Below are 13,723 nucleotides of genomic sequence, written 5' to 3'. Positions count from 1 at the left end.
CCTAGGCGCCGGGCGGGTCCTCCACCGAGGGCTCGCCCAGCTCCGCCAGCGCCCGCTCCGCCTCGGGCGCCCGCAGCGGCGAGAAGTACGGGTTGATCATCAGCGCCTCCCGCAGATGCCGCCGCGCGGGCCCGTACCGCTCCAGCTTCTTCTCGATCACACCCCGGTGGAACACGTACAGCGCGCTGCGCACCCCGCCGCCCTTGTCGCCGTCCGTCGCGATCGTCGCGAACTCGAGCGCCTCCTCGTGCTCACCGGCCCGGTGCAGCGCCCAGCCCAGCGCGTCGGCCACCGCGGTCCCCGGCTGCCGCCCCCACTCGGCCCGCAGCCGCCGCACCGCCGACGCCGGGTCCCCGTGGTCCGCCTCGAACCGCCCCAGCACCAGCTCCTCGTCGCCCCCGGCCGCCCCGGAGGCCCGCACCCGCTCGCGCAGCAGGTCGTACTGCACCCGCGCGGCCTGCCCGAGGCCCAGCGACTCGTACAGCTCGCCCAGCTCCAGGGCGTACTCCGGAGCCGGCCGCTTGGCGAGCGCCGCCTGGTACGCGGACAGCGCGTCCGTCGTCCGGCCCAGCGCCGCCAGCGTCCGCCCCTGCCCGGCCTGCGCGGCCCGCTGGTCGGGGTCGGTGCGCAGCGCCTCCTGGAAGAAGCGCAGCGCCTCCTCGCGGTCCCCGCGCTCGAACGCCAGCCGCCCGGCCTGCTCCAGGTACGCCGCCCGCTCGGCCGGCGCTTCGGCGGCCGCCGCCGCGTCGGAGATCCGGGCCGCCGCGTCCTCCCGCCAGCCCCGGTCCCGGTAGACGGCCGCCGCCCGCGCCCCCACGGCCGGGGCGTCCGGACGCAGCTCCATCACCTTGTCCAGCGCCCGCCCCACACCCTCCTGGTCGCCGAGCCCGGTGTACGCGTCGATCAGCACCGCGTGCGCCGTCCACCGCTTCGGCGCCGCCTTCACCGCGCTCTCGCCCCACTTCTTCGCCGAGGGGAAGTCCCGCCGCGCCACCGCCAGTGCCGCCAGCCCCTCCAGCGCCCGCGGATTGCGCTCCGCGCCGACCTTCAGCGAGGTGCGCAGCGCCTTCTCGGCCTCCGGCCAGTTCGTGGTGTCCGCCGTACGCCGGCCCCGTTCGACGTACGCCGCCCCCAGCACCGCCCACGATGCCCCGTCCAGCGGATGCGCCCGCAGGTGGGTCTCCCGGTCGCCGATCAGCACCGCCAGGTCTCCGAGCGCGGCCGGCGCCCCCGTGGTGACCGCGCTCCGCGCCAGCGCCGCCGGCCCCGGCGCGGGCGGTGGGGCGTCGCCCCCGTCCCAGGGCAGCAGCACCAGGACCCCGCCGAGTACGGCCGCCCCGGCGCCGGAGGCGATCAGCGTCCGGCGCCGGCGGACTCGCCGCCCGTGTTCGATCTGCATGACGCCTACTGTGCGCCTGTATGACAAGCACACTCGGGCTTGCGCTGGATGCCGTCGACGGGGTTCACACCGATGGCCCCGAGTGCCAACCTGTGATCATGAGCCGTATCGAAGCGCCTCGCGACGAAGACGACGCAGCCGCCGCAGCCACGGCGACCCCGGCCACGGCGACCCCGGCCACGCCGGCCCCGGCCACCGCGGTCCTGGGCCCCCTCGTCGACCGGCTGCTCGCCGGCCTCCCCGCCGAGGCCGTCCTCACCGACCCCGACGTCACCGCCTCCTACGCCAACGACATGGCGAGCTTCTGCCCGGCCGGCGCCCCCGCCGTGGTCGTCCTGCCGCGCACCGTGGAGGACGTCCAGCACGTCATGCGCACCGCCACCGAGCTGCGCGTCCCCGTCGTCCCGCAGGGCGCCCGCACCGGCCTGTCCGGCGGCGCCAACGCCACCGACGGCTGCGTGATCCTCTCCCTGACCAGGATGGACCGCATCCTGGAGATCAACCCGGTCGACCGGATCGCCGTCGTCGAACCGGGCGTCGTCAACGCCACGCTCTCCCGCGCGGTGAACGAACACGGCCTGTACTACCCGCCCGACCCCTCCAGCTGGGAGACGTGCACCATCGGCGGCAACATCGGCACCGCCTCCGGCGGCCTGTGCTGCGTCAAGTACGGGGTGACCGCCGAGTACGTCCTCGGCCTCGACGTCGTCCTCGCCGACGGCCGCCTGATGTCCACCGGCCGCCGCACCGCGAAGGGTGTCGCCGGGTACGACCTCACCCGCCTGTTCGTCGGCTCCGAGGGCTCCCTCGGCATCGTCGTACGGGCCGTCCTCGCCCTGCGCCCCAAGCCGCCCGGGCAACTGGTGCTGGCCGCCGAGTTCGCCTCCGCGTCCGCCGCCTGCGACGCCGTCTGCCGGATCATGGAGGGGGGCCACGTGCCGTCCCTCCTCGAACTGATGGACCGGACGACCGTCAAGGCGGTGAACGACCTCGCCCACATGGGTCTGCCGGAGACCACCGAGGCACTCCTGCTCGCCGCCTTCGACACCGCCGACCCGGCCGCCGACCTCGCCGCCGTCGGCGCGCTGTGCGAGGCCGCCGGTGCCACCCAGGTGGTCCCCGCCGACGACGCGGCCGAGTCCGAACTCCTCCTCCAGGCCCGCCGCCTGTCCCTCACCGCCCTCGAAGCCGTCAAGGGCACGACGATGATCGACGACGTGTGCGTGCCCCGGTCCCGGCTCGGCGACATGCTGGAGGGCATCGAACGCGTCGCGGCGAAGTACGGCCTCACCATCGGGGTCTGCGCCCACGCGGGCGACGGCAACACCCACCCCACGGTCTGCTTCGACGCGGCCGACCCCGACGAGTCCCGGCGGGCCCGCGAGTCCTTCGACGAGATCATGGCCCTCGGCCTGGAACTCGGCGGCACCATCACCGGCGAGCACGGCGTGGGCGTACTGAAGAAGGAGTGGCTGGCACGGGAGATCGGCCCGGTGGGTCTGGAGATGCAGCGGGCGATCAAGCAGGCCTTCGACCCGCTGGACATCCTCAACCCCGGCAAGCTCTTCTGACGCACGCTCCCGCGATGCGTGCCGCCCCTCACCGGGCGAGCAGTTCGGCCAGCCCGTCGTCGAGGCCCCTCTGCCCGTCCTCGGTGCCCGGCGGCACCGCCCGCAGGGTCCGCTCCAGCCAGGCCGACACCTGTGCCGCGGGCGCCTCCAGGAGGGCGTCCCCGCCGGGGCCGCTCAGCGCCATCAGCACGACGCCGCGGCCCGCCGCCTTGGTCGGCCACACCCGCACGTCCCCGTGACCGCACGGCCGGAACACCCCCTCCACCAGCAGGTCGCGGGCGAACGTCCAGTGCACCGGGCGCCCGGAGCCGATGTGGAAGGTGATGTGGACGGCGTACGGGTCGTCGGTGCGGTAGCGGAGCAGCGCCGGTACCGGGATGCCGCGCTCGGGCGACAGGACGAGCCTCAGCTCCATTTCGCGTTCCACGACGGTGGGGTTCGGGCGCACGGCCGGGTGGTCCTCTCTCGTACGGGCCCGCACGGGCTGCCTGGAGCGGGCCCCGCACGAGTGAGCGGCGGGGCCGCGAGTGTTGCGCGGGGTTCGCGGAACTTGCTCCAACATCTGTCCCGGGAGTGAAGGTCCATGCACGAGGTTGCCCGGAAAGGGGCGGGTCGGGCGGGACCGGCGGTGCGGATTGCGCCCGTCTGATAGATGTTGAGCCCCCATAACAACCCCCGAGCAGATACGGGACGACGGACATGAGCGCCCCAACCCCGGCCCCCGGCGATGACAGGCCCCGCGAAGGGTATTACCCGGACCCGTCCATTCCTGGATATGTCCGGTACTGGAACGGCGCCTCCTGGGTGCCGGGCACGAGCCGGCCCGCCCCCAAGGACGGCGAACCGCTCGCGCCTCCGCCCGGCGCGCGGCACTCCGTCGAGGAGACCGGCCCGCACTTCTTCGACGAGGACCCGGTCGGGGAGCCGCCCGCCGCGTCCCAGCACGGCAGCCGCCCGGAACCCGCGACGGCCTGGGGCGCCGACCGCTCCCACCAGTCCGGCTTTCCCGGTGACCCGAACCAGCGCGTCGACTGGCCGGGCCCTGCCCAGGGCGAGGACCCGAGGGTCCCGCACGCCCGGGGCGCGGGGCCGGCCGGGGGAGCGGCGGCCGAGCCCGGTCCCGCCGCCGCGGGCGGGATCCCCGGTGCGAGGACCGCGGGCGGCGTCCAGGACGGGCATGCCCCCGGCGGACCCGCCGGTGCCGGTACGAGTACGGGTACGGGTGCGGAGGCACCGGGCGGTGCCCGCGCCGGGGGCGGCTCCGTGGCCGAGGGTTCCGCGGGCGGTGGCCGAACCGCTGACGCCGGATCCGCCGGGGGCGGGCCCGCGCAGGGCGGGGACGCCCGTTCCGCGCGGGCGGACGCCTCGCCGGGGGCCGCGTCCGCGGGCGAGGCGGAGGCCGGGTCGGGCAGTACCTTCGTCTTCCGGCGACCGACGGCAGGGGCCCAGGGTGGCCCGGACGGCGCCGCTGCCGACGAGGGCACCATGACCTTCCGCGCGGTCCCCCCGCGCACCGCGGCGGCGGGCGGCCCCGGCTTCGGCGCGGGGAAGGCCGCCGCCGCCCGAGCCGCCGCCGCGCAGGCCCCCTCGGCCGCCGCGCCCACGGCCCTCTCCGGCCCGCAGCAGAAGGGCGGCCCCACCGGCCAGGCAGGCCCCACCGGCCCCACCGTCCCCACCGGCCCCACCGGCCCCACCGGCTCGGCCGTCCCGCACCAGGCCGCCGTGCCGCAGCCGGCCGCCTCGCCCCAGCAGCCCGCCGCCTCCGCCCCGATCGCGCCCGGACCCGGTGGCGGCCAGTCCTCCTGGGCGCAGCAGGTGCACCGGCTCGCGGGCGCCGGCGGTGACGAGCAGCCCGTCGCGCCCTGGAAACCGCCGGTCGAGGACGTGTTCCAGGCCGCCGCCCGGCGCCAGGCGGCGGCCCGCCCCGCCGGGCTCGGCAAGCGCCTGGCCGCCCGGCTGATCGACACCGTCGTCCTCGGATGCGTCACCGCGGCGGCCGCCGTACCCCTCGGTGTCAAGGGGTTCGACCACGTCAAGGACAAGATCGACGAGGCGAAGCTCTCCGGCGAGACCGTCACGGTGTGGCTGCTCGACGGCACGACGTCCACGTACCTGGGCATCGTGCTCGCCGTACTGCTGCTCTCCGGCGTCGCCTACGAGGCGCTGCCCACCGCCAAGTGGGGCCGCACCCTGGGCAAGAAGCTGCTCGGCCTGGAGGTACGGGACATCGAGGCCCACGAGCCCCCGGCCTTCGGCGCGGCCCTGCGCCGCTGGCTCGTATACAGCGTCCCCGGCCTCCTGGTCGTCGGTGTGATCGGCGTCGTGTGGTGTCTGTTCGACCGCCCGTGGCGCCAGTGCTGGCACGACAAGGCGGCCCGCACCTTCGTAGCCGGCTGACCCGAGGCGAGGCCGACGCGTTCGCCCCCGGCCTCGGGCGGAAGCCGCCGCCGATCACGCGGCGACCCCGCCGTGATCCCGCGCGCTGCGGCACCCCGCGGCCCGGCCACGGTCGCCCCCGGCCGCCCGCACCCGACATCAGGGCCGCGGGCGCGCGCCGTCCGCGCTCGGCCTGCGCACTCCAGCCCGCGTCCCGCGCGGCCCGCGTCGCGCGGGGCGTATCCCGGTGCCACCGCCGGATGCACCCCGTACTCCGGACGGCGGCTCGCCGGGTGCGCGGCCCGGGGGTTCGCGGTCGACTCGGGCCATGAGCAGCGAACCGCCCCCCGGCTCCGGCGGGCAGCCGCCGGAAGACGACCCGTTCAGGAAGCGTCCCCCGTCCCCAGGGCCGGAGCCGGGCCCCGGCCCCGGTCCCGGCCCCGGCCCCGGTCCCGGCCCCGGCCCCGGTCCCGGCCCCGGCGCGGGCGGGTCGGGCTCGCCGTACGACAACCCGCCCCCGCACGGCGGTGCCGGCCACCCCCCGCCGTACGGCGGCAGCACGCCCCCGCCTCCTGGCAGTGGTGGTGGCGGTCCCTACGGCGCCCCGCCTCCCGGTGGTGGCGGCCCTTACGGCGCTCCGCCTCCCGGTGGCGGTGGTCCCTACGGCGGTGATCCGTACGGTGGCGGTTCCTACCCCACCGATCCGCTGGCCGGCATGGCCCCGCTCGCCGACAGCGGAAAGCGCACGCTCGCCAGGATCATCGACATGATCCTCGTGGGCATCGTGGTCTGGCTGCTCAGCTGGGCCTTCGACGTCCAGGAGTACCAGGTGGACGGCGAGGACGTCTCGGTCGGCGCGTCCTTCTGGCAGTCCCTGATCGCCGCCGTGCTGTACATCGCCTACGACACCTACATGACCGCCAGGTCGGGCCAGACCCTCGGCAAGAAGTGGCTCGGACTGCGGGTGGCCAACCTGGACGACGGCGCCACGCCCTCGGTGCAGACCTCGCTGATCCGCGCCCTGGTGCTGTGGATTCCGTTCGCCTTCTGCTGCGCCTGTGTCTGGACGATCATCGCCGGCGGCTGGAGCTTCTTCGACCGGCCCTACAAGCAGGGCCTGCACGACAAGGCCGCCAAGACGGTGGTGGTAAGCGCTCGTTGAGGTGCCGGGAGTCGGCGTCAGGCGGCGCGGCCCCGGGCCGGTTCGCCCGCCCCCGCGGAGACCCGGGCCGCCGGCACCGGTTCCTGGGCCGCGGCCGGCCCGCGCGACGGCACGGCGGTCACGGTGCGCGTCCTGGGCAGGGGCGCCGTCATGGCGACCAGCAGCCCGAGGGCGAGCGCCGCGACGGCGATGACGGCGATTCCGGGACCCGAACTCGTCTGTGACAGCAGCAGCATGGCGAGCGTCGAGAAGATCACCGTGCACGAACCGTAGGCGAACTGTGTGGCAGTCGGACGGGGCATGGCCATCGTGTCCTCGGAAGAGAATCTGGGGGTGGGACGGGTTGTCGGCCTGGCATTCCGCCGGCTCCCGGGCGTTCCGCCAAGCGACTCTAACCCGCTGTGTGCCCGAGCGGAACCGGCAGTAAGCATGACCTAACCGACACGGCGGATGCACGGGGGGCGCACGGATTCATGGCGTCCGGGAAGTGGACGGTCCCGCGCGCCCGTCGGAGGCGTCCCGGGGGTCCCGGCGGCCACGGCGGTCACCATTCGGTGTCCGTAAAGCGAACGCCCACTCCGCATAGTGCACTTGTTCTGCTCCAGTCAAGGTCTGTCTTTTCTGATGAACCTCTAGTCAAATGTCGTCACTTGACTACACGCGTTGATCACGTGTGCGCGGACCTGCCCTGCCCTTGTCCCCCCATCCGCGCGCGTGCACGCGGGGGAGGAACTCAAGTGACCAGCAGATCCTGGACGTTCAGAACGGCGGCGACCACCGTCGCACTCGCCGCCGCCACCGCCACGCTCTCCGCGGCCGGCGTGGCGCAGGCGGACTCGCCCGCCCGGCCCGAAGCCGTGGACCGCCACGACCCGCACCCTGCGAAGGGCATGGACTCCCATGACCTCAAGGGCCCCATGAGCGACACTCAGCAGGCCCAGCGCGAAGAGGCCCTGAACCAGGTCATATCCGGCAAGGCCTCGGTGAAGAAGAAGGACGGCTCCAACGTCGTCCAGCTCAAGAGCAAGAAGGGCGACGCCAAGTACGTCGAGCTGGGCCGGGAGAAGACCGACAAGATCTTCACCATCCTCGTCGAGTTCGGCGACAAGATCGACAGCCGTTACGGCGGCGACGCCGGCCCGCTGCACAACCGGATAGCCAAGCCCGACCGGAGGACCGACAACTCCACGGCCTGGAAGGCCGACTACGACCAGCAGCACTTCCAGGACCTGTACTTCGGTTCCGGCAAGGGCGTCAACTCGGTCAAGACGTACTACGAGAAGCAGTCCTCCGGCCGCTACTCCGTCGAGGGCGAGGTCTCCGACTGGGTCAAGGTCCCCTACAACGAGGCCCGCTACGGCAACAACGACTGCGGCGACACCAACTGCCCCAGCGTGTGGAACGTCGTCAGCGACGGCCTGACCGCCTGGGTCGAGCAGCAGAAGGCGGCCGGCCGCACCGACGCCCAGATCAAGGCGGACGTCGCCCGGTTCGACGAGTGGGACCGCTACGACTTCGACGGCGACGGCGACTTCAACGAGCCCGACGGCTACATCGACCACTTCCAGATCGTGCACGCCGGCGAGGACGAGTCCGCGGGCGGCGGCGTCCAGGGCACCGACGCGATCTGGGCCCACCGCTGGTACGCCTTCGGCACCGACGCCGGCGCCACCGGCCCCGACCGGAACCGTCTCGGCGGCGCCCAGATCGGATCCACCGGCGTCTGGGTCGGCGACTACACCGTCCAGCCGGAGAACGGCGGACTCGGCGTCTACGCCCACGAGTACGGCCACGACCTCGGTCTGCCGGACCACTACGACACCGCCGGCGGCGAGAACTCCACCGGCTTCTGGACGCTGATGTCGTCCGGTTCCTGGCTCGGCACCGGCCGCAACGAGATCGGCGACCTGCCCGGCGACATGACCGCCTGGGACAAGCTCCAACTGGGCTGGCTCAGCTACGACACCGCCAAGGCGGGCGTGAACTCCTGGCACAAGCTGGGCGTCGCCGAGTACAACACCAAGCACAAGCAGGGCCTGGTCGTCGAGCTGCCGAAGAAGGCGGTCACCACCGAGATCGTCACTCCCGCCGAGGGCACCACCCAGTGGTGGAGCGGCAGCGGTGACAACCTCAAGAACACCCTGGCCCGCGGCGTCGACCTGACCGGTAGGAAGTCGGCCGCCCTCACCCTCGACGGCTGGTACGACATCGAGGCCAACTACGACTACCTCTACGCCGAGGTGTCCACCGACGGCGGCGCCAACTGGACCGCCCTGGACGGCACCTTCGACGGCCGGCCGATCGAGCGCGACGGCAGCGACAAGCCGGCCCTGAGCGCCACGGTCGAGGCCTACGGCAAGCTGGCCTACCCGCTGGACGCCTACGCCGGCAAGAAGATCGACCTGCGCTTCCGCTACCAGACCGACGGCGGCGTGGCCCAGAAGGGCTTCGCGGCCGACCGGATCACGGTGACGGCCGACGGCGGGACGCTCTTCTCCGACAACGCCGAGAGCGCGGACGCCGCCTGGACGGCCGACGGCTTCACCCGCGTCGGCGCGTCCTTCACCAAGGACTACGCGCAGTACTACATCGCCGAGAACCGGCAGTACGTGTCGTACGACGAGACGCTGAAGACCGGCCCGTACAACTTCGGCTTCACGTCGCGCCCGAACTGGGTGGAGCACTACGCGTACCAGAACGGCCTGCTGATCTGGAAGTGGGACACCTCCCAGGCGGACAACAACACCAGCCAGCACCCGGGCACCGGCCTGCTCCTGCCGGTCGACTCGCACCCGGCCGCGCTGAAGTACTCCGACGGCACGCTGATGCGCAACCGCGTCCAGGCGTACGACTCGCCGTTCAGCCGCTACCGCACGGACGGCATGACGCTGCACAAGGCGGACGTGGCGACCTGGATCCCGGGCTCGAAGGGCGTGTCGGTCTTCAACGACCGCGCCGACGACTACTACGACGAGTCGAACCCGACCGCCGGCGTCAAGATCACTGACACCAACACGAAGATCGAGATCCTCAAGGAGGCCAAGAACGGCTCGACGATCGAGCTCGAGGTCGCTCCCGCGGGCAGGTAAATAGCATCTGCCCAGGTCAGAGCATGATCGGCGGTGACGCCCTGGCGGGTCGCCGCCGATCCGTGTTTAGGTGCGTCCTGTGCTTGTCTTATTGACACCCGGACCGACACCGGCTGATACGGGGGTATGACCGCATGGCCGCAGGAGGCTTCTGCAAGCTGCCGAACGGCACGGTGGTGGTGGCACTGAACCTGCCCAGCCCCGCCGCCCCCGAGGGCAGCGTGCGCGTGCTCGTCCACGCGCCCAACCGGGCGCGCGCCCTGACCAGGCTGCGCAACCTGGGCCTGCGCGCGGTCTACCTGCGAGGCAACGCCGCACCGCCGACCCCGGACGAGATCACGGCGGTCCTGCACCATCCGGACGGCCTCATATGGCGCACGGCGCCGGTGGCGGGCGCCGTGGGCGGCCCGGAGCTCGTCCAGGAACTGTGGCACCCCATCCGGGCCCTGATCAGACGCCCGACGGCCCAGACGTGAGGTGACCTGCCTCGGACCTCAGGCCTCGGACCTCAGGCCTCGGGCCACGGGCGGTTGCCGGGGTCCCGCGCCCGGGGGCGGCGGACGCCCGGCGGCTGCCGTTACCGGACGACGGGTTACCCGGAGGGCTACTGGACGACGGGCTTCCCGGACAGCTCCACTCCCGCCTCCCGCAGCTCCTCCAGCGCCCGCTCGGTGGTCTCCGCGGCCACCCCGGCGGTCAGGTCGAGCAGCACCTGCGTACGGAAACCCTCGCGCGCGGCGTCCAGGGCGGTGGCCCGTACGCAGTGGTCGGTGGCGATGCCCACGACGTCGACCTCGTCGACCTCCCGGGTCCGCAGCCAGTCGGCGAGGGACGTGCCGTTCTCGTCGGCGCCCTCGAAGCCGCTGTAGGCCGCCGAGTACGCCCCCTTGTCGAAGACGGCGTCTATCGCGCCGGAGGCGACGGCGGGGGCGAAGTTCGGGTGGAAGCCGACCCCTTCCGTGCCGGCGACGCAGTGCGCCGGCCAGGAGTGGACGTAGTCGGGGTTGTCGGCGAAGTGGCCGCCCGGTGCGACGTGGTGGTCGCGGGTGGCCACGACGTGGCGGTAGCCGGCGGGCGCCTGCCCGATCAGCTCGGTGATGGCGGCGGCCACGTCGGCACCGCCGGACACCGCGAGGCTGCCTCCCTCGCAGAAGTCGTTCTGCACGTCTACGACGATCAAGGCGCGGCGCATGGTCGGTGTCCTTCGACTGGGTCGACTTGTGGGGTCGGGAGGGGACGGGTGCGGGAGTGGACGGGTGCGGGGACTTGGACGGGTGGTGCGGGCCGGCGCGGGGCCTGTCGCGCCGCACCAGCTTTAGCTACCCGAGCCCCCGTGCACGTACTCCGTCGGAATGACGGGTTCCCCTCGGGAGAGCTGGGTGGCGGACAGCGGGAGGTTGGCGCGGGCGGCCGCGTGCCGGTCCCGGGCGGCGTCCAGCGGCTCACGGGCCACGACCTCACCGCCCTTGACCAGCTCGACGAGCAGCTGCCGGTCGGCGAGGGCGGCGGGCACCGGCCCGGTGCCGACCACCTCGGCCTCGGCGTAGCCGTGGGCGTCCAGCCGCCGGGCGGCCCATTTGCGTCCGCCGATCGAGGTCTTGCCGCCGCTGGACTTCTTGGCCACCGGCACCAGCGGCGCTCCCTCGTCCGTGGAGCCGCTGGACTCGGCGCGGGCGACGAGCTTGTAGACCATCGAGGCCGTCGGGTGCCCGGACCCGGTCACCAGCTGGGTCCCGACGCCGTACGCGTCCACGGGCGCCGCCGCCAGCGAGGCGATGGCGTACTCGTCCAGGTCCGAGGTCACGACGATCTTCGTCTGCGTGGCGCCGAGCTCGTCGAGCTGCTGGCGCACCCGGTGGGCGACCAGCAGCAGGTCGCCGGAGTCGATGCGTACGGCGCCCAGCTCGGGCCCGGCGGTCTCCACGGCCGTACGGACGGCCTCGGCGACGTCGTAGGTGTCCACGAGGAGCGTGGTGTCCCGGCCGAGCGCGTCCACCTGGGCCCGGAAGGCGTCGCGCTCGTTGTCGTGCAGCAGGGTGAAGGCGTGCGCGGAGGTGCCGACGGTGGGGATGTTGTAGCGGAACCCGGCGGCCAGGTCGGAGGTGGTCGCGAAGCCGCCGACGTAGGCGGAGCGGGCGGCGGCCACCGCGGCCAGCTCGTGGGTGCGGCGGGCGCCCATCTCGATCAGCGGACGGTCCCCGGCGGCCGAGGCCATCCGGGAGGCGGCGGCGGCGATCGCCGAGTCGTGGTTGAGGATGGAGAGGATCACCGTCTCCAGCAGCACGCACTCGCCGAAGGTCCCCTCGACCCGCATGATCGGCGAGCCCGGGAAGTACACCTCGCCCTCGGGGTAGCCCCAGATGTCGCCGCTGAAGCGGTACCGGGCGAGCCAGTCCAGGGTCTCCTCGTCGACGATGCCCCGCTCGCGCAGGAAGCGCAGGACGTCCGCGTCGAAGCGGAAGTTCTCCACCGCGTCCAGCACCCGGCCGGTGCCCGCCACGACGCCGTAGCGGCGCCCGTCGGGCAGCCGTCGGGTGAAGACCTCGAACACGCTCCGCCGCCCGGCCGTGCCCGCCTTCAGGGCGGCCCGCAGCATGGTCAGCTCGTACTGGTCCGTGAAGAGCGCCGTCGACGGGACGTCCACCGGCAGCCCAAGGTCCGCTATGCCCACGAAACTCTCCTAGCCGTTCACTCGCCGGGCGCCCCCGGGGCGGCCGGGGGTCCGGGGGTCGTCCCCCGGTGCATGCAGCATGGCGAGGATCGTACCCCCATTTCGTCAGTCTGACGATTTGTGGGGGCGTGGCGCCCGCCACAGGCCCGTTTGTGCGAGTGCCCCCCTGTGGTGGCAGCATGGGCCATGTGACGGCAGCCGCACCCATGGAGATCGAGAAGACCGAGTCCGCCGAGGAGGTCTTCGCCGTACCCGAGCCCGACGTGCCCTGGGTGACGATCGTCCACAACGATCCCGTCAACCTCATGAGCTACGTGACGTACGTCTTCCAGTCGTACTTCGGGTACTCCAAGGACAAGGCCACCAAGCTCATGATGGACGTCCACCACAAGGGCCGGGCGGTCGTCTCCAGCGGCTCGCGCGAGGAGATGGAGCGGGATGTCCAGGCCATGCACGGCTACGGCCTGTGGGCCACCCTCCAGCAGGACCGGAAATGACCCTCGCCCGCCCGCAGGACGGAAGTAGCTGAATCACCTCCATGCCCGGACAATTCGAACCGATCCCCGGTGGCGGCGCGGCCGTCGTCCTCGACGACGTCGAGATCTCCATCATCCGGTCCCTGGCCGTCCAGCTCCTGGAGCTGATCGGCCCCGGCCCCGCCGAGGACGCCTCCGACGACCCGCTCGCCGAGCTCTTCGCCGAGGGCCCGAGCGAACCGCCCTCCGATCCGGTGCTGCGGCGCCTGTTCCCGGACGCCTACGGCGATCCCGAGGGCACCCCGCAGGCCAGGGAGGCCGAGGAGCAGCGGGCGCACTCCGCCGAGTTCCGCCGCTACACCGAGAACGACCTGCGCGCCGGCAAGCGCGAGAACGCGCTCGCGGTGATCCGCGCCCTGGACGCCCTCTCCTCGGCGACGGCGGGCGAGGACGGGGCGGTGCTCAAGCTGTCGGCCGAGGAGTCCCGGCAGTGGCTGAGCGCCCTGAACGACCTGCGGCTCGCGATCGGCTCCCGGCTGGAGATCGCCGACGAGGACGACACCGACCTGCTCTACCGGCTCCCGGACGAGGACCCTCGCAAGCCGATGGTGATGGCCTACCTGTGGCTCGGCGGGCTCCAGGAGACGCTCGTGGCGACCCTGATGCCCTGAACGAGGCGGTTCGTCCGAGTTCCACGCACGCTCGGTGTCCGCTCAGCGGAGTCTCAAATCCGGATAACGATCCCGTCAAACCGACGCCCTTTTTTGCGCCACAGGGGCGCCTTTTGTCTGCTTATGTCTGTGTGGCACGTCACAGACCGACCCTGTGATCAGCGCCGCCGTCGTGGTAAATCTTCACGACCGCCCGGCGAACACCACCCGAATGTTCGACCGGGTGCGCCACCGAGCCGGCTGACCGCCGGCCAGGCACCGAGCGGGATGTGAGGCCCGCTCAGCTCCATCATCCGGGGGGATCGAGA

At 73.0% G+C, this 13,723-nt stretch carries 12 protein-coding genes; 7 read left to right on the top strand and 5 right to left on the bottom strand.

Annotated elements, in window-relative coordinates; translation table 11 throughout:
• Window position 1: 1 nt before the first annotated feature.
• Complete coding sequence (locus ACH4F2_RS02705) at window positions 2-1,399, bottom strand: tetratricopeptide repeat protein (protein WP_398130856.1); 1,398 nt, start codon at window positions 1,397-1,399, stop codon at window positions 2-4.
• 92 nt (window positions 1,400-1,491) lie between these two features.
• Here ACH4F2_RS02705 and ACH4F2_RS02700 point away from each other — a divergent pair, with 92 nt between their 5' ends.
• Window positions 1,492-2,970: an FAD-binding oxidoreductase gene (locus tag ACH4F2_RS02700; RefSeq protein ID WP_398130902.1), complete on the top strand. Its 1,479-nt coding sequence runs from the start codon at window positions 1,492-1,494 to the stop codon at window positions 2,968-2,970.
• 28 nt (window positions 2,971-2,998) lie between these two features.
• On the opposite strand, the gene ACH4F2_RS02695 is transcribed toward ACH4F2_RS02700, so the two are convergent.
• Window positions 2,999-3,385: an SsgA family sporulation/cell division regulator gene (locus tag ACH4F2_RS02695; protein WP_398130901.1), complete on the bottom strand. Its 387-nt coding sequence runs from the start codon at window positions 3,383-3,385 to the stop codon at window positions 2,999-3,001.
• A gap of 284 nt (window positions 3,386-3,669) precedes the next feature.
• On the opposite strand from ACH4F2_RS02695, the gene ACH4F2_RS02690 reads away from it, so the two are divergent.
• Window positions 3,670-5,367, top strand: a complete 1,698-nt coding sequence (locus ACH4F2_RS02690; protein ID WP_398130855.1) for an RDD family protein — start codon at window positions 3,670-3,672, stop codon at window positions 5,365-5,367.
• A gap of 307 nt (window positions 5,368-5,674) precedes the next feature.
• Complete coding sequence (locus ACH4F2_RS02685) at window positions 5,675-6,508, top strand: RDD family protein (protein WP_398130854.1); 834 nt, start codon at window positions 5,675-5,677, stop codon at window positions 6,506-6,508.
• A gap of 17 nt (window positions 6,509-6,525) precedes the next feature.
• On the opposite strand, the gene ACH4F2_RS02680 is transcribed toward ACH4F2_RS02685, so the two are convergent.
• Window positions 6,526-6,810, bottom strand: coding sequence for a hypothetical protein (locus ACH4F2_RS02680; RefSeq protein ID WP_398130853.1), 285 nt, complete (start codon window positions 6,808-6,810; stop codon window positions 6,526-6,528).
• Between the two features lie 435 nt (window positions 6,811-7,245).
• Between ACH4F2_RS02680 and ACH4F2_RS02675 the strand changes: the two genes are divergently transcribed.
• A complete protein-coding gene (locus ACH4F2_RS02675; protein WP_398130852.1) occupies window positions 7,246-9,597 on the top strand; it encodes an immune inhibitor A domain-containing protein in 2,352 nt (783 codons plus the stop codon).
• Window positions 9,598-9,731: 134 nt separating this feature from the next.
• Window positions 9,732-10,073: a hypothetical protein gene (locus ACH4F2_RS02670; RefSeq protein ID WP_398130851.1), complete on the top strand. Its 342-nt coding sequence runs from the start codon at window positions 9,732-9,734 to the stop codon at window positions 10,071-10,073.
• Between the two features lie 128 nt (window positions 10,074-10,201).
• Here the strand turns inward: ACH4F2_RS02670 and ACH4F2_RS02665 are convergent, their stop codons facing one another.
• Together ACH4F2_RS02665 and ACH4F2_RS02660 are read right to left on the bottom strand one after the other, a co-directional pair.
• The gene (locus ACH4F2_RS02665) at window positions 10,202-10,789 is read right to left on the bottom strand and encodes a nicotinamidase (RefSeq protein WP_398130850.1); all 588 of its coding nucleotides are present in this window, start codon (window positions 10,787-10,789) and stop codon (window positions 10,202-10,204) included.
• 123 nt (window positions 10,790-10,912) lie between these two features.
• On the bottom strand, window positions 10,913-12,268 hold the full coding sequence (locus ACH4F2_RS02660) for a nicotinate phosphoribosyltransferase (protein WP_398130849.1): 1,356 nt from the start codon (window positions 12,266-12,268) through the stop codon (window positions 10,913-10,915).
• A 179-nt stretch (window positions 12,269-12,447) separates the two neighbouring features.
• Between ACH4F2_RS02660 and clpS the strand changes: the two genes are divergently transcribed.
• Together clpS and ACH4F2_RS02650 are read left to right on the top strand one after the other, a co-directional pair.
• Window positions 12,448-12,765: an ATP-dependent Clp protease adapter ClpS gene (gene clpS / locus ACH4F2_RS02655; RefSeq protein ID WP_073723603.1), complete on the top strand. Its 318-nt coding sequence runs from the start codon at window positions 12,448-12,450 to the stop codon at window positions 12,763-12,765.
• 41 nt (window positions 12,766-12,806) lie between these two features.
• Window positions 12,807-13,415 (top strand): DUF2017 domain-containing protein, encoded by a 609-nt coding sequence (locus ACH4F2_RS02650; RefSeq protein ID WP_398130848.1) that lies wholly within the window; start codon window positions 12,807-12,809, stop codon window positions 13,413-13,415.
• Window positions 13,416-13,723: the final 308 nt, after the last annotated feature.

The organism is Streptomyces sp. NPDC017890, assembly GCF_044328675.1.
Classification (GTDB): domain Bacteria; phylum Actinomycetota; class Actinomycetes; order Streptomycetales; family Streptomycetaceae; genus Streptomyces.
The sequence above is the reverse complement of the archived record's forward strand: the minus strand, read 5'-3'. Positions and strand labels throughout refer to the sequence as shown.